The sequence below is a fragment of the uncultured Maribacter sp. genome (genome assembly GCF_947495965.1).
Classification (GTDB): domain Bacteria; phylum Bacteroidota; class Bacteroidia; order Flavobacteriales; family Flavobacteriaceae; genus Maribacter_B.
Window position 1 is genome coordinate 143,395 of sequence record NZ_CANMBB010000006.1, and the last position, 24,936, is coordinate 168,330.

Annotated in this window: 18 protein-coding genes; 8 read left to right on the plus strand and 10 right to left on the minus strand. The window is 31.6% G+C overall.

The genetic code is table 11. The features are described 5' to 3' along the window. Positions 1–15: 15 nt before the first annotated feature. The 5 genes from pyk to Q0820_RS12765 all read right to left on the minus strand — a co-directional run bounded on the left by pyk (position 16) and on the right by Q0820_RS12765 (position 4,371). The gene (gene pyk, locus Q0820_RS12745) at positions 16–1,458 is read right to left on the minus strand and encodes a pyruvate kinase (RefSeq protein WP_298488029.1); all 1,443 of its coding nucleotides are present in this window, start codon (positions 1,456–1,458) and stop codon (positions 16–18) included. Between the two features lie 2 nt (positions 1,459–1,460). Further along, positions 1,461–1,925, minus strand: coding sequence for an IPExxxVDY family protein (locus Q0820_RS12750; RefSeq protein WP_298488030.1), 465 nt, complete (start codon positions 1,923–1,925; stop codon positions 1,461–1,463). Between the two features lie 110 nt (positions 1,926–2,035). Next, a complete protein-coding gene (gene rnc, locus Q0820_RS12755) occupies positions 2,036–2,773 on the minus strand; it encodes a ribonuclease III (protein WP_298488031.1) in 738 nt (245 codons plus the stop codon). A 6-nt stretch (positions 2,774–2,779) separates the two neighbouring features. Then, positions 2,780–4,030 (minus strand): beta-ketoacyl-ACP synthase II, encoded by a 1,251-nt coding sequence (gene fabF, locus Q0820_RS12760; protein ID WP_298488032.1) that lies wholly within the window; start codon positions 4,028–4,030, stop codon positions 2,780–2,782. Positions 4,031–4,137: 107 nt separating this feature from the next. Continuing rightward, positions 4,138–4,371, minus strand: coding sequence for an acyl carrier protein (locus tag Q0820_RS12765; RefSeq protein ID WP_008269813.1), 234 nt, complete (start codon positions 4,369–4,371; stop codon positions 4,138–4,140). Between the two features lie 161 nt (positions 4,372–4,532). Between Q0820_RS12765 and purN the strand changes: the two genes are divergently transcribed. From purN to Q0820_RS12785, 4 genes are all read left to right on the plus strand, one after another. Continuing rightward, positions 4,533–5,102, plus strand: a complete 570-nt coding sequence (purN, locus tag Q0820_RS12770; RefSeq protein ID WP_298488033.1) for a phosphoribosylglycinamide formyltransferase — start codon at positions 4,533–4,535, stop codon at positions 5,100–5,102. Continuing rightward, entirely contained in the window at positions 5,102–5,737 is a 636-nt protein-coding gene (locus tag Q0820_RS12775) for a ribonuclease H family protein (RefSeq protein WP_298488034.1), read from the plus strand. Before purN ends, Q0820_RS12775 begins: the two co-directional genes overlap by 1 nt. Before the next feature lie 122 nt (positions 5,738–5,859). Continuing rightward, positions 5,860–6,786 (plus strand): PfkB family carbohydrate kinase, encoded by a 927-nt coding sequence (locus tag Q0820_RS12780; protein WP_298488035.1) that lies wholly within the window; start codon positions 5,860–5,862, stop codon positions 6,784–6,786. Between the two features lie 46 nt (positions 6,787–6,832). Continuing rightward, the gene (locus tag Q0820_RS12785; RefSeq protein WP_298488036.1) at positions 6,833–8,731 is read left to right on the plus strand and encodes an amidophosphoribosyltransferase; all 1,899 of its coding nucleotides are present in this window, start codon (positions 6,833–6,835) and stop codon (positions 8,729–8,731) included. A 1,110-nt stretch (positions 8,732–9,841) separates the two neighbouring features. Here Q0820_RS12785 and Q0820_RS12790 read toward each other — a convergent pair. Further along, positions 9,842–10,450 carry a superoxide dismutase gene (locus Q0820_RS12790; RefSeq protein WP_298488037.1) on the minus strand — a complete coding sequence of 203 codons (609 nt, stop codon included), beginning with the start codon at positions 10,448–10,450 and terminating at the stop codon, positions 9,842–9,844. A gap of 118 nt (positions 10,451–10,568) precedes the next feature. Here Q0820_RS12790 and Q0820_RS12795 point away from each other — a divergent pair, with 118 nt between their 5' ends. From Q0820_RS12795 to Q0820_RS12805, 3 genes are all read left to right on the plus strand, one after another. After that, positions 10,569–13,667: an exodeoxyribonuclease V subunit beta gene (locus tag Q0820_RS12795; RefSeq protein WP_298488038.1), complete on the plus strand. Its 3,099-nt coding sequence runs from the start codon at positions 10,569–10,571 to the stop codon at positions 13,665–13,667. Between the two features lie 191 nt (positions 13,668–13,858). Next, positions 13,859–15,205: an OmpA family protein gene (locus Q0820_RS12800; protein WP_298488039.1), complete on the plus strand. Its 1,347-nt coding sequence runs from the start codon at positions 13,859–13,861 to the stop codon at positions 15,203–15,205. A gap of 66 nt (positions 15,206–15,271) precedes the next feature. After that, the gene (locus Q0820_RS12805; RefSeq protein WP_298488040.1) at positions 15,272–18,019 is read left to right on the plus strand and encodes a PD-(D/E)XK nuclease family protein; all 2,748 of its coding nucleotides are present in this window, start codon (positions 15,272–15,274) and stop codon (positions 18,017–18,019) included. 2 nt (positions 18,020–18,021) lie between these two features. On the opposite strand, the gene Q0820_RS12810 is transcribed toward Q0820_RS12805, so the two are convergent. Continuing rightward, positions 18,022–18,735, minus strand: a complete 714-nt coding sequence (locus tag Q0820_RS12810) for an SDR family oxidoreductase (protein WP_298488041.1) — start codon at positions 18,733–18,735, stop codon at positions 18,022–18,024. A 242-nt stretch (positions 18,736–18,977) separates the two neighbouring features. On the opposite strand from Q0820_RS12810, the gene Q0820_RS12815 reads away from it, so the two are divergent. Next, positions 18,978–21,611: a T9SS type A sorting domain-containing protein gene (locus Q0820_RS12815; protein WP_298488042.1), complete on the plus strand. Its 2,634-nt coding sequence runs from the start codon at positions 18,978–18,980 to the stop codon at positions 21,609–21,611. Positions 21,612–21,658: 47 nt separating this feature from the next. On the opposite strand, the gene hppD is transcribed toward Q0820_RS12815, so the two are convergent. From hppD to fahA, 3 genes are read right to left on the minus strand one after another with little or no spacing between them, the layout of a single operon-like run. After that, positions 21,659–22,774, minus strand: coding sequence for a 4-hydroxyphenylpyruvate dioxygenase (gene hppD / locus Q0820_RS12820; RefSeq protein WP_298488043.1), 1,116 nt, complete (start codon positions 22,772–22,774; stop codon positions 21,659–21,661). Positions 22,775–22,790: 16 nt separating this feature from the next. Next, positions 22,791–23,678 carry a flavin reductase family protein gene (locus Q0820_RS12825; protein ID WP_298488044.1) on the minus strand — a complete coding sequence of 296 codons (888 nt, stop codon included), beginning with the start codon at positions 23,676–23,678 and terminating at the stop codon, positions 22,791–22,793. A 1-nt stretch (position 23,679) separates the two neighbouring features. After that, positions 23,680–24,927 carry a fumarylacetoacetase gene (gene fahA, locus Q0820_RS12830; RefSeq protein ID WP_298488045.1) on the minus strand — a complete coding sequence of 416 codons (1,248 nt, stop codon included), beginning with the start codon at positions 24,925–24,927 and terminating at the stop codon, positions 23,680–23,682. Between the last annotated feature and the right edge of the window lie 9 nt (positions 24,928–24,936).

Genomic DNA, 24,936 nt, shown 5'->3' on the forward strand with positions numbered 1-24,936 from the left:
ATTGTGTATATAATATTAAAAATTACAAGACTCTATTTCTGTAACTCTTAATGTATTTACCATCCCTTTATCTTTTATTGGCATTGCAGCAAGGCTAATTAGCATATCGCCTTCTTCTAAAAATCCTTTCTGGCAAGCAATTTTATTTACATCTTCTATAGTTTCATCTGTAGAAACATAACGATCATAAAAGAATGCTTTTACACCCCAAAGTAAATTTAGCTGTGTTAGTATTCTTTTGTTTGATGTAAAAACTAAAATATGCGCACTTGGTCTCCAAGCAGAAATTTGAAAAGCAGTATAACCACTATTTGTTAAAGTAGATATAGCTTTTGCTTTAATTTCATTTGCCATTAAAGATGCATGGTAACAAACTGATTTTGTAATGTATCTTTTTGTTTTAATATGTGGTGGCTCTTGTGGTACTTTAATAAGGTCTGATCCTTCTACACTTTCTAAAATACTAGCCATTTTATCTATTACCTGAACTGGGTAATTACCAACAGATGTTTCTCCAGATAACATTACCGCATCTGCGCCATCCATTACAGAGTTGGCAACATCATTAACTTCTGCTCTTGTTGGTGTAAGGCTTGTAATCATAGTTTCCATCATTTGGGTTGCTATAATTACTGGTATTCTTGCTCTTTTAGCGCGTAGTACTAATTGCTTTTGAATAAGTGGAACCTCATGTGCTGGGACTTCTACTCCTAAATCTCCTCTTGCTACCATTAAACCATCACAATACGAAACTATTTTATCTATATTTTCAACTGCCTCAGGTTTTTCTATTTTAGCAATAATTGGAATTTTATGCTCAGAATGCTCTTTTATTATCTTTTGAAGATCAATTAAATCTTGGCTAAAACGCACAAAAGAAAGTGCGATCCAATCTACTTGCAATGAAATAGCAAATATGGCATCTTTAACATCCTTTTCTGTTAAGGCTGGTAAAGAAATATTAGTGTTAGGTAAGTTTACTCCTTTTTTAGATTTTAAAGGACCTCCTTGTATTACTTTAGCTTTTACTTCGTCTTTTTTATTTGTAGAAACTACTTCGAACATTAATTTTCCATCATCTAATAAAATGCGTTCTCCTGCTTTTACGTCTTCTGGAAATTTTGCATAATTCATATACACACGTTCAGCGCTACCTTCAAAAGCTTCTCCAGTTACAAATGTAATTTCATCTCCAGGAGAAACTACTACTTCTCCTGCCATTACACCTACTCGTAACTTAGGGCCTTGTAAATCTCCTAGTATAGAAACGTTAGAACCTAATTCATCATTTAGCTCTCTAATCATTTTAACACGCTCCGTAACATCTTCATAATCTGCGTGAGAAAAATTTATTCTAAAGACATCTACTCCAGTATTAATCATGTCTCTTAAGACTTCTTTTTTGCTTGTTGCTGGACCTAAGGTTGCTACTATTTTTGTTTTCTTTTGTCTTGACATGGTTAAAATATTAAGTTGTTCTTAGATTTTAAGTTTTCAGCATCTATTTTATATGCTGTAATTATTTTTGGTATGGTTGTTAGTGCTTTTAAAATATCTTCTACCATATGTGCATCTTCCTCTTCAATTTTAAGAAAATAATCTATTTCCTTATGTTCAGGTATTAAATAATGCCTCGTAAAAGTTATTTCGTCTTTAAACAAATCTGCAGTAATTACATTTTCTTTATTTCTGCTAGAATTTGTAATTAATGTCCAATATCTATCATTAATTTCATCCTCCCACTCAAAAAAAGGAAAAGAAATAATATTAGATAAATCTAAATCTTTTTTTGATCTTTTAAAGGCTGCTTTTAAAGAACTATTTATAGCATATGTTAGAGCATAATCTGGCAAACTGCTATGCAAAGCAATTAATATGAAACTATCTTCATAAAAATCTTCCGTAATTTTATGTACTGCAACCATAGGCCATAAAAAGCAAATATAGGATTAATTAGCAATCTGCCTAGTTAAGAAATTACAATAAAATTGTGAAATTGTAACTATATCGTTGTAGTATGTAAAAAAAAATTAATCTAAGAGTGATTCATTTTGTTTTGTAGTGCAAAATAGGCTCTTTTTGAAGCTCTTTCTTCGGCTTTTTTCTTAGAAGTTGCTCTTGCTTTTGCTACAATAGTATTATCTATAGATAATTTTACGGCAAAGTGTTTTAATTCGTCATTACCTGTATCTTCATAGACATTATACTTAAATGACTTTTTTTGTTTTTGACACCACTCAATTACAAGGCTTTTATAACTTATTACTTTTCCTTCTAATTGTTCTATATCTACATAAGGGTTTATAACTTTTTTAGTTATAAAAGTTTCGCAGTATTTATATCCGCGATCTAGATAAATGGCTCCTACTAGAGCTTCAAAAACATTACCATGTATATTATCTCCAAAATGAGTTTTAGGAATTCTACTTTCTACAAAATTTATTAATTCTAAATCTTTTCCTAGTTCATTAAGGTGCTCTCTACTCACTATTTTAGATCTCATTTTTGTAAGATAGCCTTCATCTCCTTCTGGAACTTCATTATATAAGTATTTAGAAATAATGGTGCCTAACATAGAATCTCCAAGAAATTCTAGTCTTTCATAGTTCATAGGGATTCCATCTGCATCTTTTAAGTTTACAGATCTGTGTAAAAAGGCTTTTCTATATATCTGAAGATTTTTAGGCTTAAAACCTAATATTGTTTTTATTCCCAATAAAAAATCCCCATCCTCTTTAGAATGGGAATTAAATATATTGTATGGGAAACTCATGCAGTCTTAGCTTATTTTTTTAAAAATAACACATGCATTATGACCTCCAAATCCAAAGGTATTACTCAATGCAACATTAACCTCTCTCTTTTGAGCTTTGTTTAATGTTAAATTTAATTTAGGGTCTATATTCTCATCTACAGTAGTATGGTTTATTGTTGGTGGAACAATACTATGTTTCATTGCTAGGATAGATGCAATTGCTTCTATAGCTCCTGCAGCACCTAATAAATGCCCTGTCATAGATTTTGTAGAGTTAATATTTATTTTTTCAGCATGTTCTCCAAAAACTTTAGAAATTGCTTTTAATTCTGCAACATCTCCTAATGGTGTTGATGTTCCGTGTGTATTAATAGCATCTACGTCTTCTGGTTTTAAACCTGCATCTTGCAAACAATTTTGCATTACACGAACAACCCCTATACCATCTGGGTGTGGTGCTGTCATGTGGTAAGCGTCGTTAGATAAACCGCCACCTAATACTTCTGCGTATATTTTTGCGCCTCTTGCTTTTGCATGTTCGTATTCTTCAAGGATAAGAGCTCCTGCTCCTTCTCCTAAAACAAAACCATCTCTGGTAGCATCAAAAGGTCTTGATGCTGTTTCTGGGCTTTCATTTCTTTTAGATAGAGCGTGCATAGCACCAAAACCGCCCATACCTGCAATAGTTACAGCAGCTTCACTACCTCCTGTTACAATAACATCCGAGTATCCTAAACGTATATTATTCATGGCATCTATCATAGCATTAGCAGAAGATGCACAAGCAGAAACAGTTGTGTAATTTGCTCCCATAAAGCCATGCTTTATAGATATATTGCCTGGGGCAATATCTGCAATCATTTTTGGAATAAAGAAAGGATTAAATCTTGGGGTACCATCTCCTTCAGCAAAATTCATTACCTCATTCTGGAAAGTTTCTAAACCACCAATACCAGCTCCCCAAATAACACCTACTCTAAATTTATCTAGTTTATCTAAATCTAGACCAGCGTCTAAAATTGCTTCATCTGAAGAAATTAAAGCATATTGCGCAAATCTATCTAATTTACGTGCTTCTTTTCTATCAAAATAATCTAAAGGGTCATACCCTTTTAACTCACATGCAAATTTGGTTTTAAACTTTTCTGTATCGTAATAAGTAACTGGGGCAGACCCACTTTTACCTTCGATTAAAGCATTCCAATATTCCTCTATATTATTACCTATAGGTGTTAAAGCACCCAATCCAGTAACTACAACTCTTTTTAATTGCATTAAACCTGGTGTTTGTTAATACTTAATAAACTGAAATTTAAAAAAAAATATCCATGCAGCATATTTACCGCATGGATAATTTAAAAACTTTTTAAGAAATCATAAGATTACTTCGCTTCTTCTATATAGCTTATGGCCTGGCCAACTGTTGCGATATTTTCAGCTTGATCATCAGGGATTTGAATATCGAATTCTTTTTCGAACTCCATAATCAACTCAACAGTATCTAGTGAATCTGCTCCTAAGTCATTAGTAAAGCTAGCTTCCGTTACCACTTCGTTTTCATCAACTCCTAATTTATCAACGATGATAGCTTTTACTCTTGATGCAATGTCTGACATAATAATATTGGTTTTAAAAATTTAAATTGATGGCAAAAATAAAAAACTTATGGTTTAATAACACAATTTGTCGTTAAAATGTAGTGTAATTTAAGAAAATTAAATACAAGTGTGGTATTTTAGCCCTATAAATTTATATTAAAGTAACGTTATTTTATCTAATGAAAAATATTGTTTTATTTGCTTCTGGTTCTGGTTCTAATGTTGAAAACATAGTACAGTATTTTCAGAATAACGTTAACGTTACTATTGCCTGTGTACTTACTAACAAAAGAGATGCCAAAGTCATTGACAGATGTAATAGATTAAAAATCAATTGTTTATATTTTAACAGAAACGCTTTTACGAAAACAGATTGTGTTTTAAAAATTATAGAATCTCATAAACCAGACCTAATTGTTTTGGCTGGTTTTTTATGGAAAATACCATTAAACTTGATTACAAATTTCCCAAATAAAATAGTAAATATACATCCTGCTCTACTTCCAAAATACGGAGGTAAAGGTATGTACGGAAATAATGTTCATGCAGCCGTAAAAGAAAATAATGAGCCAGAAACGGGCATTACAATCCATTTTGTGAACGAAAATTATGACGAAGGGGCAATAATTCATCAAGAAAAAGTTCTTTTAAGCCCATCAGATTCTATAGAAGAAATAGCTTCTAAAGTTCATAAACTAGAATATGAGTTTTTTCCTAAAGTAATAGAGAAACTACTTTTAGAAGCATAATGGCCGGAAAGAAAAAATTTTATGTGGTTTGGCAAGGTTTAAAACCCGGAATTTACACCTCTTGGAAAGAATGTAAAGCTGCTATTACTGGTTATAAAGGAGCGCAATACAAATCTTTTGAGTCTTTAGCTACTGCACAAACCGCATATAATGGTAGTTATAACGATTATAAAGGTCAAAAAACCAAAAAAGCAACTTTATCTAAAGAAGAACTTGCAAAATATGGTTTACCAAACTATAACTCTATTGCTGTAGATGCTGCCTCTAGCGGAAATCCTGGTATTATGGAATACCAAGGGGTAGATTCTAAATCAGGAAAAAGACTCTTTCATCAAGGGCCATTTAAACAAGGAACCAATAATATTGGAGAGTTTTTAGCACTTGTACATGGTTTAGCTTATTTAAAAAAACACAACAGCGATCGCATACTTTATACAGACTCTAGAACTGCTATGAGCTGGGTTCGCAAAAAAAAGTGCAATACCAAATTAGCACAAAACGATAAAAACAAAGAACTCTTTGTTTTAGTGGATAGAGCTGTTGCTTGGCTACAAGCTAATTCTTACACTACAACTATAGTAAAATGGGAAACCAAAGCCTGGGGAGAAATTCCTGCAGATTTTGGACGCAAATAGTAGTCCTGTCCTATTTTTCGACGAAAATTCTTATGGATCGATGAAATTTTATTTTTTTGATTAAGCGGTTCCTTTTTTCCCTTTTCAAAGCCTTATATTTGTGGCTTAATTTTTTTAGTACAATGGGTAAATTATTAATTGTTGGTACCGTAGCTTTTGATGCTATAGAAACTCCATTTGGGAAAACAGATAAGATTTTGGGAGGAGCTGCCACTTTTATTGGGCTAGCGGCATCTCAATTTGATGTAGAATCTGCTATAGTTTCTATTGTAGGTGAAGATTTTCCACAAGAACATATAGATTTACTTAAAAGTAAAAATATAGATTTAACTGCTCTAGAAATTGTAAAAGGTGGTAAAACCTTTTTCTGGGAAGGCAAATACCATAATGACCTTAATTCTAGAGATACAATTACAACAGAATTAAATGTTCTAGCAGATTTTAACCCTGTAGTTCCTGAAAGTTTTAAAGATGCAAATGTTGTAATGCTTGGAAATTTACACCCTAGCGTACAAATGAGTGTTATTAAGCAAATGACAAAAAAACCAGACCTTATAGTATTAGATACTATGAATTTTTGGATGGATAATGCTCTTGACGATTTAAAAGAAGTTATAAAAGAGATTGATGTTATTACAATAAATGATGAAGAGGCAAGACAGTTAACTAATGAATACTCTTTGGTTAAAGCTGCTACAGCTATTCATAAAATGGGTCCTAAATATGTAGTTATTAAAAAAGGAGAACATGGTGCTTTATTATTTCATAATGATGAAATTTTCTTTGCTCCAGCCTTGCCTTTAGAAGAAGTTTTTGACCCAACCGGAGCAGGAGATACTTTTGCTGGTGGTTTTACTGGCTACTTAGCATCTACTAATAACATTAGTTTTTCTAACTTAAAAAATGCTGTAATACACGGGTCTAACCTTGCATCCTTTTCTGTAGAAAAATTTGGAACTGCTAGAATGGAAGATTTAAAACGAGAAGAAGTAAACAAAAGACTTCACCAATTTAAGACATTAACACAATTTGATATTAAACTAACATAATTTAACGCCCCATCTTTTGGGGCTTTTTTAATACTAAAATAACGTAATGAGTGACGCCATTAAACACGAATGTGGAATTTCTGTAATACGATTACTAAAACCCCTAGAATATTATAAAGAAAAATACGGTACCGCTTTTTATGGTGTAAATAAAATGTATTTAATGATGGAAAAACAGCACAATCGCGGTCAAGATGGTGCTGGTTTGGCAAGTATTAAATTAGACATGGAACCTGGAGAGCGCTATATGAGTAGAGTTCGTTCTGCAGAACAACAGCCCATACAAGATATTTTTGCGCAAATAAACCAAAGAATAAATACCGCTTTTAAAGAACATCCTGAGTATTTAGAGGATGTTGCGTTACAAAAAAAGAATATACCTTATATAGGAGAGTTATTATTAGGGCATGTACGTTATGGTACTTTTGGTAAAAACAGTATAGAAAGTGTTCATCCTTTTTTAAGACAAAACAACTGGATGCACCGTAACTTAATTGTTGCTGGTAACTTTAACATGACTAATGTTAATGAACTTTTTGACAATCTTGTTCATATTGGACAACACCCTAAAGAAATGGCAGATACTGTTACTGTCATGGAAAAAATTGGTCATTTTTTAGATGATGCTGTTGCCAAAATATACAAACAGGTAAAAAAAGAAGGTTATACTAAAAGAGAGGCTTCTCCTTTAATTGCAGAACGTTTAAAAGTTTCTAAAATTTTAAAAAGAGCTGCAAAGAATTTTGATGGAGGCTATGCAATGGCAGGTTTATTAGGCCATGGAGACGCCTTTGTTCTTAGAGATCCAGGAGGAATAAGACCTGCTTATTATTATAAGGATGATGAAGTTGTAGTTGTAGCATCTGAAAGACCCGTAATACAAACGGTATTTAATGTTCCTTATGAGTCTGTACAAGAAATAGACCCTGGACATGCATTAATAATAAAGAAAAGTGGTGATTCTGCAATAAAACCAATTTTAGAACCTACCGAAAGAAAAGCTTGTTCCTTTGAACGTATATATTTTTCTAGAGGTAGCGATAAAGAAATATACCAGGAGAGAAAAGAGTTAGGAAAACTATTATTCCCGCAAATCTTAAAATCTATTAATAACGATATTAAGAACTCTGTATTTTCATACATTCCTAATACCGCAGAAACTTCTTTCTTTGGTATGGTTAAAGAGGCGCAAAATTATCTAAATAAAAAGAAAGAAGAACAAATATTAGCTTTAGGTAGTGGAATTACAAGTGATGAATTACATGAAATTTTAAAAGTAAGGCCTAGAATAGAAAAAGTTGCAATTAAAGATGCCAAGCTAAGAACCTTTATTACCCAAGATAGTAGTAGAGATGATTTGGTTGCACATGTTTATGACATATCTTACGGATCTGTAAAAAAAGGAGACAACCTTGTAATTATAGATGATAGTATTGTAAGAGGAACAACTCTTAGAAAAAGTATTTTACGAATTCTAGATCGTTTAAACCCTGGAAAAATAGTAGTTGTTTCTTCTGCTCCGCAAATACGATATCCAGATTGTTATGGTATAGACATGGCTAAATTGGAAGATTTTATTGCTTTTAGAGCCGCCTTAGAATTACATAAAGATAATAACACTATGAATGTTGTAGAAGACATTTATAACAAGTGTAAGTTGCAAATAACGTCAGAAGATAAAGATGTAATAAATTATGTAAAAGAATTTTACGCACCTTTTACTGCTTTAGAAATATCTAAGAAAATTGGAGAACTTCTTAGTCCTCCAGAAATAAAAGCTGATGTAGAAATAATTTACCAAACTATAGAGAGCTTGCATCAAGCATGCCCAAAAAACTTAGGAGATTGGTATTTTACTGGTAATTATCCTACCCCTGGAGGTAACAGAGTAGTTAACAGAGCTTTTATTAACTTCTACGAAGGAAAAAACGAAAGAGCTTATTAAAGGTTTTATCGATGAAATGCACGCAATAGTGTATTTCATCGATAAAACATACTTTTCAACGGCAATATAGTCTCTAAGGTAGCACACAAGACTATTTTAGATATGCCATAGCATAAGTAGGTTAAGTTCATGGTAAGATTTGGGGTAAAGACGGAGCAATGCTTCGTCTTTTTTATTTTTTATATTATTTCTAATTCCTAGTAATTCCTTCCTCTAAAAACTATAGAAATAAGTCGCTAAAAGCATCATTCTAACCCTTTAACTAAAGATATGGTTGCTTTGTCTAATTCCTTTTTTAACTATACGCCTTTACAGTACTTTTGGAGAACCATAGCATAAGTAGGTTAAGTTCATGGTAAGATTTGGGGAAAAGACGGAGCAATGCTCCGTCTTTTATTTTTTACACTATTTCTAACTTCCTAGTAATTCTTTACCCCTAAAAACTATAGAAATAAGTCCCTAAAAGCATCATTCTAACCCTTTAACTAAAGATATGGTTGCTTTGTCTAATTCCTTTTTTAACTATACGCCTTTACAGTACTTTTGGAGAACCATAGCATAAGTAGGTTAAGTTCATGGTAAGATTTGGGGAAAAGACGGAGCAATGCTTCGTCTTTTATTTTTTATACTATTCCTAACTTCCTAGTAACTCTTTACCCCTAAAAACTATAGAAATAAGTCCCTAAAAGCATCATTCTAACCCTTTAACTAAAGATATGGTTGCTTTGTCTAATTCCTTTTTTAACTATACGCCTTTACAGTACTTTTGGAGAACCATAGCATAAGTAGGTTAAGTTCATGGTAAGATTTGGGGAAAAAAGGTAGAGCAATGCTCTGCCTTTTTTATTGCTGAAAACCAGACATTTAACAAGATAAATCTTTCATTTTGTAGTGTTCCGCTAAAAAAAATTTGTTAAAATTACTTTTTTATGTCCCACAATACCAGTAATTTAGTTTCGCCATAGCATAAGTAGGTTAAGTTTATGGTAAGATTTGGGACGAAAAGGGTGGAGACTTCTCCGCCCTTTTCTATTATAAAAAAAGCCGCCTTGTTTACAAAAACAAGGCGGCTTTTAATTTGATTACTATAGTGTTACCTATATAAGTATCTTATTTATTTGCTTCATATAAAGCAGAAACTTTATCCCAATTAATTACATTAAAAAATGCATTAACGTAATCTGGTCTTCTATTTTGGTAATTTAGGTAGTATGCGTGTTCCCATACATCTAAACCTAAAATAGGAAAACCACCACAACCAGTTTCTGGCATTAATGGGTTGTCTTGGTTTGGTGTAGAACAAACTTCTACTTTACCTCCTTTATGTACACAAAGCCATGCCCAACCAGAACCAAATCTTGTTCCAGCTGCACTACTAAATTTATTTTTAAACTCTTCAAAAGAACCAAAAGCAGAAGTTATAGCATTAGCTAATTCTCCTTTAGGCTCACCACCCCCGTTAGGAGAAAGTATTTCCCAAAATAAAGAATGGTTATAAAAACCACCTCCATTATTTCTTACAGCTCCATTAGACATATCTAAAGTTGCAAGAATATCATCAATAGATTTTCCTTCTAAAGCAGTACCCTCAATAGCACCATTTAATTTAGTTGTGTAACCGTTATGATGCTTAGTATGGTGTATTTCCATAGTTCTTGCATCAATATGTGGTTCTAACGCATCATAAGCGTAAGGTAGTTTTGGTAGTTCAAAAGCCATAATTTCTATATTTTTATTAATTAATTTCCTATATCAAATTTACTGTTTTTAAGTGTCACATTCAATTAATTCTTTGTTAAGAACTATACATAATTTTGTACTTTGCATATAAAACACATTGCAAGAAGCTTCTTATAAAATATATAATGCCTCCGCAGGTTCCGGAAAAACCTATGTACTTTCTAAAGAATACATAAAAACCATACTATCATCAACACATTCTTTTAAACAAATACTTGCTATAACATTTACAAATAAAGCTGTAAATGAAATGAAACAGCGTATTGTTCAAAGTTTATTTGAGTTTAGTAAAACTAAATCTATAAAGGAGGCATCGGCTATGTTTATAGATATTACAAAAGAGTTAAATATAGATGCTAATGCGTTACAAGAAAAGAGTAAAAAAATTTTAAAAAATATTCTACATAATTACGCCTTTTTTGATATTTCTACCATAGATAAATTTACACACAGACTTATACGTACTTTTGCCAAAGATTTAAAATTGCCCCAAAATTTTGAAGTTGTTTTAGACACTTCTCTATTATTAGATGAAGCCGTGTCTTCTTTAATAAACAAGGCTGGTTCTAATAAAAAGCTCACCAAAGTACTTTTAGATTTTGCAATTGAAAAGATAGATGAGGATAAAAGTTGGGATATTGCTATAGATTTAAACAAAATAGGGAAACTACTTTTTAATGAAAATCAAGCAAAACATTTAGATGCGCTTAAATCAAAAAGTTTAGATGATTTTTTAAAACTAAAGAAAGATTTAGTACAAGAAATTTCTAAAATAGAGACTGATGTTAAAGATGTAGCAAAAAACACCTTGCTTTTAATACAAGAATCGGGATTTGAGTTCAGTGATTTTCCAAGAGCAACTCTTCCTAATCATTTTAAAAAAATTGAAGAAGATATATTTGAACCTAGCAAACTATATAATAATAAGTTAGAACAAAATTTAATAGATAACGAAATAGTAAAAAAAACTATTTCTAAACCTACAGAAGAGTTTTCTAAGCAAATATTAGAATGCTACACCGCTATAAAAAAGCTTTTATACTCCAGAGCTTTTTATAAAAATGCATATAAAAATTTAGTCCCCTTAACAGTTTTAAATGCTATACAGCAAGAAGTAAAAAACATACAAAAAGAAAAAGACCAGTTATCTATATCTGAATTTAATACAATAATTTCTAATGAAATAAAAAACCAACCTGCTCCTTTTATCTATGAAAGGTTAGGAGAAAAATATAGACATTATTTTGTAGATGAATTTCAAGATACTTCTGAGATGCAATGGAATAACTTAACACCATTAATGAGTAATGCTTTAGAAAGTGAAGATTTATCTGGGAAAACTGGCTCCTTATTTTTAGTTGGTGATGCTAAACAAGCAATATATAGATGGCGAGGAGGAAAAGCAGAACAATTTTTAAACCTAGCAAATAATAAAGCAAATCCTTTTGTTATACCTGCAAACATTAACAGCCTCCCTAATAATTATCGTAGTTATGAAGAGATAATACAGTTTAATAATTCTTTTTTTACAACTACTAGTCCTTTTTTAAATAACACCTCCTATAAAGACTTGTTTGTCCAGGGAAATAAACAAGGTAGTAATACCAAAAAAGGAGGTTTAGTTTCTCTTACCTTTTTAGAAGAAGAAAATAGTGAAGATGAAAATTACTGTGAAAAAGTACTAGACACAATACATAGCGTAAAAAAAGAAGGCTATAATTATAATGATATTTGTATAATTACCAGAAAGAAAAAACATGGTATTTTAATTGCTGATTTTTTAATGCAACATAAAATTCCAATAGTATCTTCAGAAAGCTTACTTCTTAAAAATAGTCCAAAAGTTCTTTTCTTAATATCCCTCTTAAAATATAGTTTACAACCAGATGATTTAGAAAACAACTATTTATTACTTCACTTTTTATCTCAGAACAAAAAAAATAAACACAATTATATTGCATCCAATATAAAAAGGATACAAGAACTATTTAAAAAGAATTTTAATTACAACACATCTCTAATAGAACAATCCTCTGTTTATGATACCGTAGAGTATGCCATTAAACAATTTAAATTAGTGGAGAGTTCTGATGCTTACATAAACTATTTTTTAGATGTTGTGTTAGAAGTAGAACAACAAAATAGTGCAGATCTGCAAACTTTTTTAAACTATTGGACTAAAAAAGAAGATTCTCTTAGTATTAGTGCTCCCGAAACAATGAATGCTGTACAAATAATGACAGTTCATAAATCTAAAGGTTTAGAGTTTAATATTGTTATTTTCCCTTTTGCAACCACTAATTTTAATGAAGAAATAGACCCCAAGCTTTGGTTACCAAACACACTAAAAACATCTGAGAATTTTAAAGAACTATTAATTAGTAAAAAACAAGAAGTTATTCATTATAATACTACTGCAGAGCAACTATATAATGATGAAGAACATAAGTTAGAGCTAGATGCTTTTAATGTTCTTTATGTAGCACTAACCAGAGCAGTTAAAGCCTTATATATATTTACTAAGAAAGACCTTAATAAAGATGGTAGTTATAAAAAAACATCCTATTCTGGAATGTTTATAGATTACTTAAATCAAAAAAATCTTTGGAACCTTGATACCTTGGAGTATAATTTTGGTAAACTGCCAGATAATAAAGAAATAGATACTATAAATACATTAAACAGTATACCTTATATATATACCGAAAAAGACCGGCCAAGTTTTAATATAATTACAACATCTGGCATGCTTTGGGATACTTCTAGGGAAGACGCTATTAATACTGGAAACCTATACCATAATATATTAAGCAGTATAGAAACTAAAGAAGATGTAAGCAACGCAGTTAATAAAGCTATTACCGCTGGAGAAATAAATAACGAAGATGTAGAAGTAGTTACTAATAAACTAAAAGAAATAATTAATCACCCAGAATTACAAGATTTTTATGAGGGCAATATCATAGTTAGTAACGAAAAAGAGATAATTACAAAAGAAGGAAAACTATTAAGGCCAGATAGGGTAACCATAAATAATAAAGAAGCAACGGTTATAGATTACAAAACTGGAAAGAAAAACCCACGATATTACCAACAAGTTTATGAATATTGTGATGCTCTTAAAGATATGGGCTTTCAAATAAAAAATAAAATTATTATATATATAAATGATAAAATAGAAATAGAATATATATAACGCTATGGTACTCACGCACATATATTTAGCAATAATATGAAGCAAACTACTACAAGAATAATGTTAAAATTCGACAAAATGTATGCTTTTTTCTATAAAAAGCGTTAAAAAAAATAGGAAATTGATTTTGTTAATAATATTTAACAACTTACATTTGCAGCTAATAAACACTTAAACTTAAAAATTTGAACATGAAACATCTTAGCAAATTATTGGTTGTTGCTCTACTTGTTGTAGGTTTTAACAACATACAAGCGCAAGACGAAAATAACCCATGGCAGGTTACTTTTGGGGTTAATGCAGTTGACGTATACCCTACAGGTGATTTTGAAGGGAGTTCTTTTGGAAATGAGCTTTTTAATGCAACTGACCACTGGAACATATTACCATCTATCTCTTACATAGGAGTATCTAAAAATGTTGGTGGCGGTTTCTCTGTTGGAGCTAAAGGTTCTTTAAACAAAATTAGCAAGTGGGGAGATACTTCAGTTGATGATTTATCTTACTATGGTATAGATGGTACTATTAAGTACAACTTCTTACAAAACAAATGTATTGACCCATTCGCTGAAATAGGTGGTGGTTATTCTTGGATTGATGAAGTAGGTGCTGGTACTGCAAATGGTGGTGTTGGTATTAACTTTTGGTTCACAGAAAACATTGGTCTTACTGTTCAATCTACATATAAGCACTCTTTTGAAGATTACTTAGTATCTCACTGGCAACATATGGCTGGTATAGCTATTAAATTTGGTGGTACTGATACAGATGGTGATGGTGTTTATGACAAAGATGATGCTTGTCCAGAAGTTGCTGGTTTAGAAGCTTTCAACGGTTGTCCTGATGCTGATGGCGATGGTATTGAAGACAGTAAAGATGCTTGTCCTAACGCTGCTGGTACTAAAGAAATGAATGGTTGTCCTGATTCTGACGGTGACGGTGTTGCTGATAAAGATGATGCTTGTCCAGAAGTTGCTGGTTTAGCTGCTTTAGCTGGTTGTCCTGATGCTGACGGTGATGGTGTTGCTGATAAAGATGACGAATGTCCTCAAGAAGCAGGTCCTGCTGAAAATAAAGGTTGTCCTTGGGCTGATAAAGATGGTGATAGCGTTTTAGATAAAGACGATGCTTGTCCTGAAGTTGCTGGTACTGTTGCTAACAATGGTTGTCCTGAAGTAACTGAAGAAGTTCAGAAGCAATTAAATGAATATGCAAGAACTATCTTATTTGATACTGGTAAATCTTCTATCAAAGCAGAATCTACTGCTGTTATGGTTGATATTATCACAATCTTAGCGGAGTACCCGACTGCTAAATTTACAGTAGAAGGTCATACAGACAGCGTTGGTAGTGCTAAATTAAACCAAAAATTATCTGATTCTAGAGCTAATTCAGTTCGTGATTTCTTAATTGATAAAGGAATTGGTTCTGATAGATTAACTGCTATTGGATACGGAGAAGATAAGCCTATAGCTACTAACAATACTAGAGCTGGTAGAAAATCTAACAGAAGAGTTGAAATTAACTTAGTTAAATAAGAAGATTTAACACTCTTTATTATAATATAAAGCTCCGCAATTGCGGAGCTTTTTTTATATTTAAAAATGAATGGATTTTTAGAAGAAGTACTAGATAAAATACTTTCCCAAAATAGTAGTCTTAGTAATCATATATTTATTTTACCTAGTAAAAGAGCTGGTACATTTTTAAAAAATTCCATTGCAAAAAAAGCAACAAAAACAGAATTTGCACCAGAAATATGGAGTATAGAAACATTTATAGAAAAAATTTCTGGTCTCTCTTATGCATCTAACCTAGAGCAACTTTTTTCCCTTTATAACACCTATTTAAAAAGTAAGCCCAAAGAAATAGAAACATTTTATTCATTTTCTAAATGGGGGCAAACACTACTACAAGATTTTAATGAGATAGACCGCTATTTAATAGACACAAAAAAGCTTTTCTCTAACTTATCTGCAATACAAGAAATATCGCATTGGTCACCAGAAGCTCCAAAAACCCAACTAATGGAGGATTACCTTCTTTTTTGGAACAATTTAGATGTTATTTACAAAGACTTTAATGCATCCTTACTAAATAAAAATAAAGGTCACCAAGGCTTAGTGTATAGAACAGCTTGCAGTAAATTAAAATCCTATTTAAAAGAAAACAAAAACAAAACATTTGTTTTTCTTGGTTTTAATGCCCTAAACGAATCTGAAAGTATTATAATACAACAAATTTTAGAACAACATAGTTCGGACATTTTTTGGGATATAGATAATAGTTTCCTCAAAGATCCTGTACATGATGCTGGTCTTTTTCTTAGGGATCATAAAAAAAACTGGAGCCATTTTAACTCTAATGATTTTAAAGGTGTTAGTAATTACTATTCAGAATCCAAAAAAATTGAAATAATAGGTACACCAAAAAATATTTCACAAGCAAAATATGTTGGTAATCTTCTAAAAGAAATATCAAAAACTTCTAATAACGCTATTAAAAATACAGCTGTTATTCTAGCAGATGAAAGCTTACTAAACCCAATACTAAACTCTATTCCAGAAGAAATTAACTCGGTAAATATTACTATGGGTTACAGTTTAGAAAAAACACCCCTAGCTAGCTTTTTTCAGTTATTTTTTGAGTTATATATTAAACGTAATACTAAAGGTTGGTTTTATTCTAATTTATTAGACTTTTTGTCGCATCCAACCACTACATCATTTCTTAACAGTAAAGAAGAAAATAATAGTAACCTAATAAGTAATGCCATAAAAAATAAAAACTGGTCTTACATAACTCCTGAAAAAATTATAAGTGTTGCAAAAGATAAAGATTGTATTTCAACAGTATTTCAAGAATTAAACTTTACTCCTTTAAGTTTTACCAAAAGATGTTTATTAATAATATCTAAATTAAAAGATATATATACAGAGCAGTCTAATTCTTTAGCATTAGAGTACTTATATCGTTTTAATAGTCTATTTAATCAACTTAATACGCTATTAGTAGAACATCATTATATGAACGATTTAAAATCGCTCTTAAGTCTTTACAATGAACTTTTATCCTCTGAAACTTTAGATTTTAGAGGGGATCCAATAGAAGGGCTTCAAATTATGGGAATGTTAGAAAGCAGAAACTTAGATTTTGAAACGGTAATCATAACTTCTGTAAATGAAGGTATTTTACCCTCTGGAAAATCTAACAATTCTTTTATTCCTTTTGATTTAAAAATTGCACATGGTTTACCAACCTATAAAGAAAAAGATGCTGTATATACCTATCACTTTTACAGAATATTACAGCGTGCAAAAAATGTATATCTAATCTATAATACAGAGCCAGATGTATTGGAAGGCGGTGAAAAAAGTAGGCTAATAACACAGCTTTTAACCGATGAAAATAAAATTGGGGATATTACGGAAAAAATTGCAACCCCAAATGTTGTTCCCTCCCTAAAAGAGGATGAAATAATAGAAAAGGATGTAGATTTAATGTCCTTAATTAAAAACCATGCAACTAATGGTTTTTCTCCTACTTCATTAAGTAATTATATTAGAAATCCTATAGATTTTTACAAAAGAAACCTATTAAAAATAGACGATTTATTAGCAGTAGAAGAAACTGTTGCTGCAAATACTTTTGGTACTATAGTGCATGATACTTTAGAGGATTTATATACGCCTTTTGTTGGAAAAACCTTAGAGGTTGGTTTGTTACATGAAGCTAAAAAAAATATAGAAGCCCTTGTAAAAAAACATTTTGCAAAGACCTATGCAGAAGGAGATATTAAGTACGGAAAAAATTTAATTGCTTATAATGTTATTCTACGGTACATAGAAAGATTTATACATCTAGAAATTAAGCAAGTAAAGCAAAACACTATAAAAATAATTGCCCTTGAACAAAATCTTAAAGTTTCTCTTAATTTTCCAGAACTAGACTATCCAATAGTTCTAAAAGGAAAATTAGACCGTATTGATGAGGAAAATGGAACTTTAAGAATCATTGACTATAAAACTGGTAGAGTAGAACCTAAAAACGTTAAGATCACAAACTGGGAAGACTGTATTACAGATTACTCCTATAGTAAAGCATTTCAGCTACTTTGCTATAGTGTTATGTTTAATGCTCAAAATCCTATTTCTGAAATACAAGCAGGTATCATAACTTTTAAAAATCTTAATGCTGGAATCTTAAAATTTAACACTCCAAAAGGGCCAAAAAAAAGCGCAGAAGATTCTCTAATAAATAAAGAAACGCTTGATCTATTTTTAGTAGAGCTCAAGCGTCTTATTTTAGAAATTTGTAATCCAAATATTCCTTTCAAAGAAAAGGAAGTCTAAGATTATTTTTTATCTGGTCTAGTAGGCCTTACCTCTATTTTACTTGGTAAGGTTCTAGGGTGCATTTTTAATAAATCTAAGACCAATTCTCCTATATCTTCAGGCTGTATTTTCCATGCATCTTTATCGGATGGAGAATTACCTGCAAACTCTGTAGAAACAGAACCTGGCATTATTGTAGAAACCTTAACATCATACTGTCTTAAGTCTAGCATTGCTGCTTGTGTAAAACCAACAACACCAAATTTAGTTGCATTATACCCCGCTCCATTAGCAAAAAAATTGGCTCCTGCCAAACTAGCTAATGTAATATAATACCCTTTAGATTTTTTTAAAGCTTCTACAGATGCTTTTAAAGTATGAAAAACGCCATTTAAGTTTGTGTTTATCATAGCATTCCAATCGTCACTAGACATTTGATCTATTGGTGCAAAATGCCCTACTCCTGCATTAGCTAAAACAACATCTACTTTTCCCCATTTTTCTATAATAGTAGAAATAGCAGTTTGCTCATCTTCTATTTTAGTGACGTCCGAAGCTAAAGCTAAAACATTCTCATTAATTTCTAAATATTCTGCTGCTTTTTTAACCGTTTTTAATGTTCTACCACTAATGGCAACCTTCATTCCAGCATCTACTAGTTTCTTTGCTATTCCAAAACCAATTCCTTTAGACCCTCCTGTTATATATGCTACTTTCCCTTTTAAACTTTCCATTTTATTCTTTTTGCAACTTAAAAATTTCATCAAAATATACCATCAAAAGTATTAAAATACAATTCTAAATAAAGGTAAATCTATGTTAAAGGTTTTTCTTTTAATATTATAAAAACTCCTAGAATAAACCTTTTAACTAAAGAATACTAAGATATCTCCTTTAGTATGCATTAATTATACCTATAAAATTTGCTGTAAATTTCTATTTTTACAGTAACCAAGCCACGATTTAAATTTAAATTTTGAAGAAAAAATCTTTTATTTTTTTAGTATTCTTTATTATCGTTTGCACTAAAAGTATTGGGCAACAATCTGTAGCAAGAGAATGGAATGAAGTATTGCTAGAAGCAATTAGAAAAGATTATGCAAGACCTACAGTACACGCAAGAAACCTTTTTCATAGTGCAATTATTATGTATGACATTTGGGCTGTTTTTGATGATACTGCAGAAACCGTTTTTTTAGGAAAATCTTTTGGGAATTATCCTTGCTCTTACATCCCTTTAGCTACACCAGCTAATATAGAAATTGCAAGGCATGAAGCTATTAGCTATGCAATGTATAGGTTATTAAATCATAGATTTAAAAACTCCCCAGGAGAGGAAGAATCTTTAGCTTCTTTTGAGAATCTCTTCCTATCCTATGGCTATGATAAAAATATACAAACAACAGATTATATTTCTACAAACTCTTATGCCGCCTTAGGAAATTATATTGCAAACCAAATTATTGCTTTTGGCTTACAAGATAAATCAAACGAAGAAAACGATTATGAAAATAAATTTTACCAATATAGTAATAGGCCTTTAATCTTAGAACAATACGAAGACCAAAACGATTTAAATTTTCCTGATAAATGGCAACCTCTTGCCTTTGATTTGTTTATAGACCAAAGCGGTAACCCTAGACCAAGTGCTGTACCAGATTTCTTAAGCCCAGAATGGGGAGAAGTTACTCCTTTTTCTTTAAAAGAAACTGACTTAGAAATTTTAAACAATGGATTTAATAGTTATATATATAATAATCCCGGAGATCCTGTTTACATTCAAAATTCTAATGAAAATGGTTTAAGCGACCCTTATAAATGGCATTTTTCTTTAGTAGCCTCATGGTCTGCTCATTTAGACCCTAATGACCCTACATTAATAGATATTTCACCTGGAGCTATAGGAAATGTTTCTATAGATAACTTTCCAAATTCTTTTGAAGAATATAAAGCGTTTTATCATTTTACTACTGGTGGCGATATGGGCACTGGGCATACTAGTAATCCATCTACTAATTTACCATACCAACCTCAGCTAGTAAAAAGAGCAGATTACGCAAGAGTTTTAGCTGAATTTTGGGCAGATGGCCCAGATTCAGAAACTCCACCAGGGCACTGGTTTACAATACTTAACTACGTTAATGACCACCCCCAAACTATTAAGAAATTTGGTGGAGAAGGAGAGACTTTAAGTAATTTAGAATGGGATGTTAAATCTTATTTAACCTTGGGTGGGGCAATGCATGATTCTGCTATAAATACTTGGGGATTAAAAGGATATTATGATTACGTAAGACCTATATCTGCCATACGATACATGGCTGGAAAAGGACAAAGCACTAATGCTTCCCTTCCTAATTATGATCCTCATGGAATACCACTTATTCCAGGGAGTATAGAAATTATAGAAGCTGGTGATGCTTTAGCTGGAACAAATAATGAAAATGTTGGGAAAATAAAAATTTACGCTTGGAAAGGTCCAGATTATATCTCGGATCCAAATGCAGATGTAGCCGGAGTAGATTGGATATTAGGTACGCATTGGTGGCCATACCAAAGAGCCACTTTTGTAACTCCTCCTTTTGCAGGTTATGTTTCTGGCCACTCTACTTTTTCTAGAGCGGCAGCAGAGGTGTTAACATTATTTACTGGAGATGCTTTTTTTCCTGGAGGAATGGGCGTGTTTAATGTAGAAAAAGAAAACTTTTTAGTGTTCGAGAATGGCCCTAGTGAGGGTTTTACATTACAATGGGCTACTTATAGAGATGCTTCTGACCAAACTAGCCTATCTAGAATTTGGGGAGGAATACATCCTCCTATTGATGATATTCCTGGACGCAAAATAGGGGATAAAATAGGTAAAGAAGCTTTTGCCCTTGCTAAAGAATATTTTAATGGGACTATTTTTTTAAATGAAGATAATTTTGATGTTTCAGTAACTAATAAAACTTGCAGCTCTTTAAACAATGGAACTTTAAAAATAACTGCTAAGAATAATCTAAACTACGAAACAACCATTGATAACGTTACCTATAATTTTAATGAGGAATTAATAATAACTGGTCTAGACGCTAAAACATATAGTTTTTGCATTACGGTAACCAATAATACATTTGAAAAGTGCTTTGAATATACCATACAGGAAAATGAAATTTTTAATCCAATTCTATTAATTAATAATGAGGAAGATGCATACAAAGCAACTTTTGAAATTGATACTGGTACACCACCATATACTCTAACAATAAATAACGCTTTTATTACGGAACATAATAGTTCCCCTTTTGAAGTTTTTGTAAAAAATGGCGATAAAGTAGAAATTTCTACTAGTATTCCCTGTGAAGGAACGTTTTTAAAGTATATAAATTTAGAGCCAAAAACAATTATTTATCCAAACCCTACAGAACAAGATGCTACCATTTTTTTAACAGAAGATGTAAATCCTGTTTTAATCCATATTTTTAATTCTAAAGGGCAACTACTATCTTCAGATACTTATGAATCGCAAGAGAAAAAAATAGAACTTCCTACAAATGGGTTGCTTTCTGGCTTATATTATATTGTCTTAGATATAAAAAAACCTGAAACAATAGTATTATTAAAAAAATAAGAGGTTTAATTTTCAATAAATTAAACCTCTAGAAATTATAACATATATTAAAGAGTACCCCGCAACTCTTGTTCTCTTTCTAATGCTTCAAATAACGCTTTAAAATTACCTTTACCAAAGGATGTAGCTCCTTTACGTTGTATTATCTCAAAAAACATAGTGGGTCTTGCTTGTACTGTTTTTGTAAATATTTGTAATAAGTACCCTTCATCATCACGGTCTACTAAAATTCCTAATGGTCTTAAGGCTTCAATATCCTCATCAATTTTACCAACTCTTTCTGTTAAAACATCATAATAAGAATCTGGTACCCTTAAGAACTCTACACCTCTATCTCTTAACTCAGTAACTGTTTTTACAATATTATCTGTTGCTACGGCAATATGTTGTACACCTTCTCCTTCATAAAATTCCAAATACTCATCTACTTGCGATTTTTTTAATCCTGGTGCTGGTTCATTAATAGGAAACTTAATTCTACCGTTACCAGAACTCATAACCTTACTCATTAAAGCGGTAAATTCTGTAGAAATATCTTTATCATCAAAAGACATAATTTGTGTAAAGCCCATAACCTCTTCATAGAACTTTACCCAATGGTTCATTTGCCCTAAAGCCACATTACCAACCATATGATCTACATATTTAAGACCAACTGGTTCTGGATTATAATTAGCAGTTTCCCATACAACAAAACCTGGTAAAAACACGCCGTTATAATTTTTACGCTCTACAAAAATATGCACAACCTCCCCGTAAGAATAAATCCCAGAACGTACTACTTCTCCGTGTTCATCTTTCTCTGTAATAGGTTTCATATAATGTGTTGCACCTCTCTTTATGGCTTCATTATACGCATAAGTAGCATCATCTACCCATAGAGCAGTAACTTTTACACCATCTCCATGGGTATCTATATGTTTGCCAACTTCTGTTCCACTTTTTAGAGGAGAAGTTAAAACCAATCTTATTTTATCTTGTACAACTACATAAGACTCTAACTCTTTACTTCCAGTTTCTAAACCTTTATATGCAAGAGACTTAAATCCGAATGCTGATTTATAATAGTGTGCTGCTTGTTTAGCATTACTAACATAAAATTCTAAATAATCAGTTCCGTTAATAGGCATAAAATCTTTAGCCCCTTCTACTGTTTGTGACATTACAACTTATTTTTAATTATTTAATAAATGAAAAAGCAACTAGTATTGCTTTAGATACATTTTCTTCTTTTAAAAAGTCTTTTACTTTAGTGTGCAAAGCAGGAATATCTTTATTGTTTATCATAGTTTGCACTTCTATGTTATTTTCTAAAAATGTAGAAATTTCTTCTTGCGTTGGTAGCTTTTCCGAATTACCTAATCTCCCTAGATTATTACCCGTAAGTATTTCGCTTTCTAAAATATGTTTAGGTAATTTATCTACCCCAATCCCTTTTGTAAATATTGGTTTTGGAATCTCAAATAACGCATCTTTGCTAGCTCTACAATACCAACTTTCTCCCATTCTTGCAACTAAATCTAGTTTTGTGGTATCTAATTTTCCATCTTTATTTGTATAGGTATCATCTACATGAACCATAACAACTTTTGCAATTATTAAATTTCCTGCTCCTCCTTCTTCTCCTAAAGGCATTATGTTTTCTACAATACATTCAAAAGAAACAGGAGATTCTTTAACTCTTGGCGGTTTTACTTTTATAGAAGGTACCTGTGTTAAGCCAGATTTACTAAACTCATTAACTCCTTTATCATACTCTGTACTAGAAAGAGACATTTGCTCTACAATAGGAAAGTTTACAATATTTATAGTTACCTCTTTGGTAGCAATTGCATTTTCTAAGGTATGTTTAGTAGTATTATCTCTTACTCTTCTTGCAGGGGAAAATATTAATATTGGAGGGTTAGCACTAAATACATTAAAAAAACTAAACGGACTTAAATTTACATTCCCATTAATATCTACGGTACTTGCAAATGCAATAGGTCTTGGCGCTACAGCAGACAATAAAAGCCCATGTAATTTTGCCGTTTCTACTTCTTTTGGATTAATACTTACTACTCCCATATTATTGTTTTGCAGGTAATAATTTAGTTTTAACTTCTCCAAATCCTACTTTTTTACCATCCTTCTGGCAAAACCCTCTCATAACAACAGTATCGTTATCTGCTATAAAAGTTCTTTGGGTACCATCTTTAAGTTGTATTGGGTTTTTGCCAGCCCATGAAAGTTCTAGCATAGAGCCGTAACTGTCTGTAGATTTTCCACTAATGGTACCAGAACCCATCATATCCCCTACATTTATATTACAACCGTTCATGGTATGGTGTGCTAATTGCTGTGCCATATTCCAATACATATATTTAAAATTAGAGTTACTAACTACAGTTTCTTCTCCACTTTCTGATTTAATAGCTACTTGTAACTCAATATCATAATTACGTTCTCCTTTATATTCTAAGTATGGTAATACTTTTGGAGTTTGTTCTGGCCCAGCAACTTTAAAAGGCTCTAAGGCATCCATAGTTACAATCCATGGAGAAATAGAAGAAGCAAAATTCTTTGCTAAAAATGGTCCTAAAGGAACGTACTCCCATTTTTGAATGTCTCTTGCAGACCAGTCATTAAATAATACTTTTCCAAAAATATACTCCTCCGCATTTTCTACTTTAACCGTATCTCCAAGACTTGTCTTTTTTCCAATAATGTATGCCATTTCTAGTTCAAAATCTACTCTTTTAGAAGGGCCATAGGTTGGTTCCTTAGCATCTGGAGCAATAGTTTGCCCCATAGGTCTATGCACATCTACACCACTAACAATAATAGAAGATGCTCTACCATGATACCCAACAGGAATATGTTTCCAGTTTGGCAACAAAGCGTTATTGGGGTCTCTAAACATAGTACCTACATTAGTTGCATGCTCTATACTGGAATAAAAATCGGTATAGTCTCCAACAAATACAGGCAAATGCATTTGTACCTCTTTTTGATTTACAAAAACACTAGAATCTGTTTTTAAAACACTATCCACATTTGTTAGTTCTTCTTGAATTATAGTTCTTACTTTAGAGGTAATTTCTTTACCTAAAGCAATAAAATCATTCAATGTTTTACTTTCAAAAACATATGGGTTAAAATCTAAAGAATTAAAAACTCCTAATTCTGACGCTACAACCAAATCTAATATTTGGTCTCCAATAGCAACCCCAGCTCTTAATGTATTGCTTTTAGTTGAAAAAATTCCAAAAGGAATATTATGTATAGAAAAGTCCGAATTTTCAGAAATGGAAATCCAACAATCAGTATTTGTCATAATTGTAGT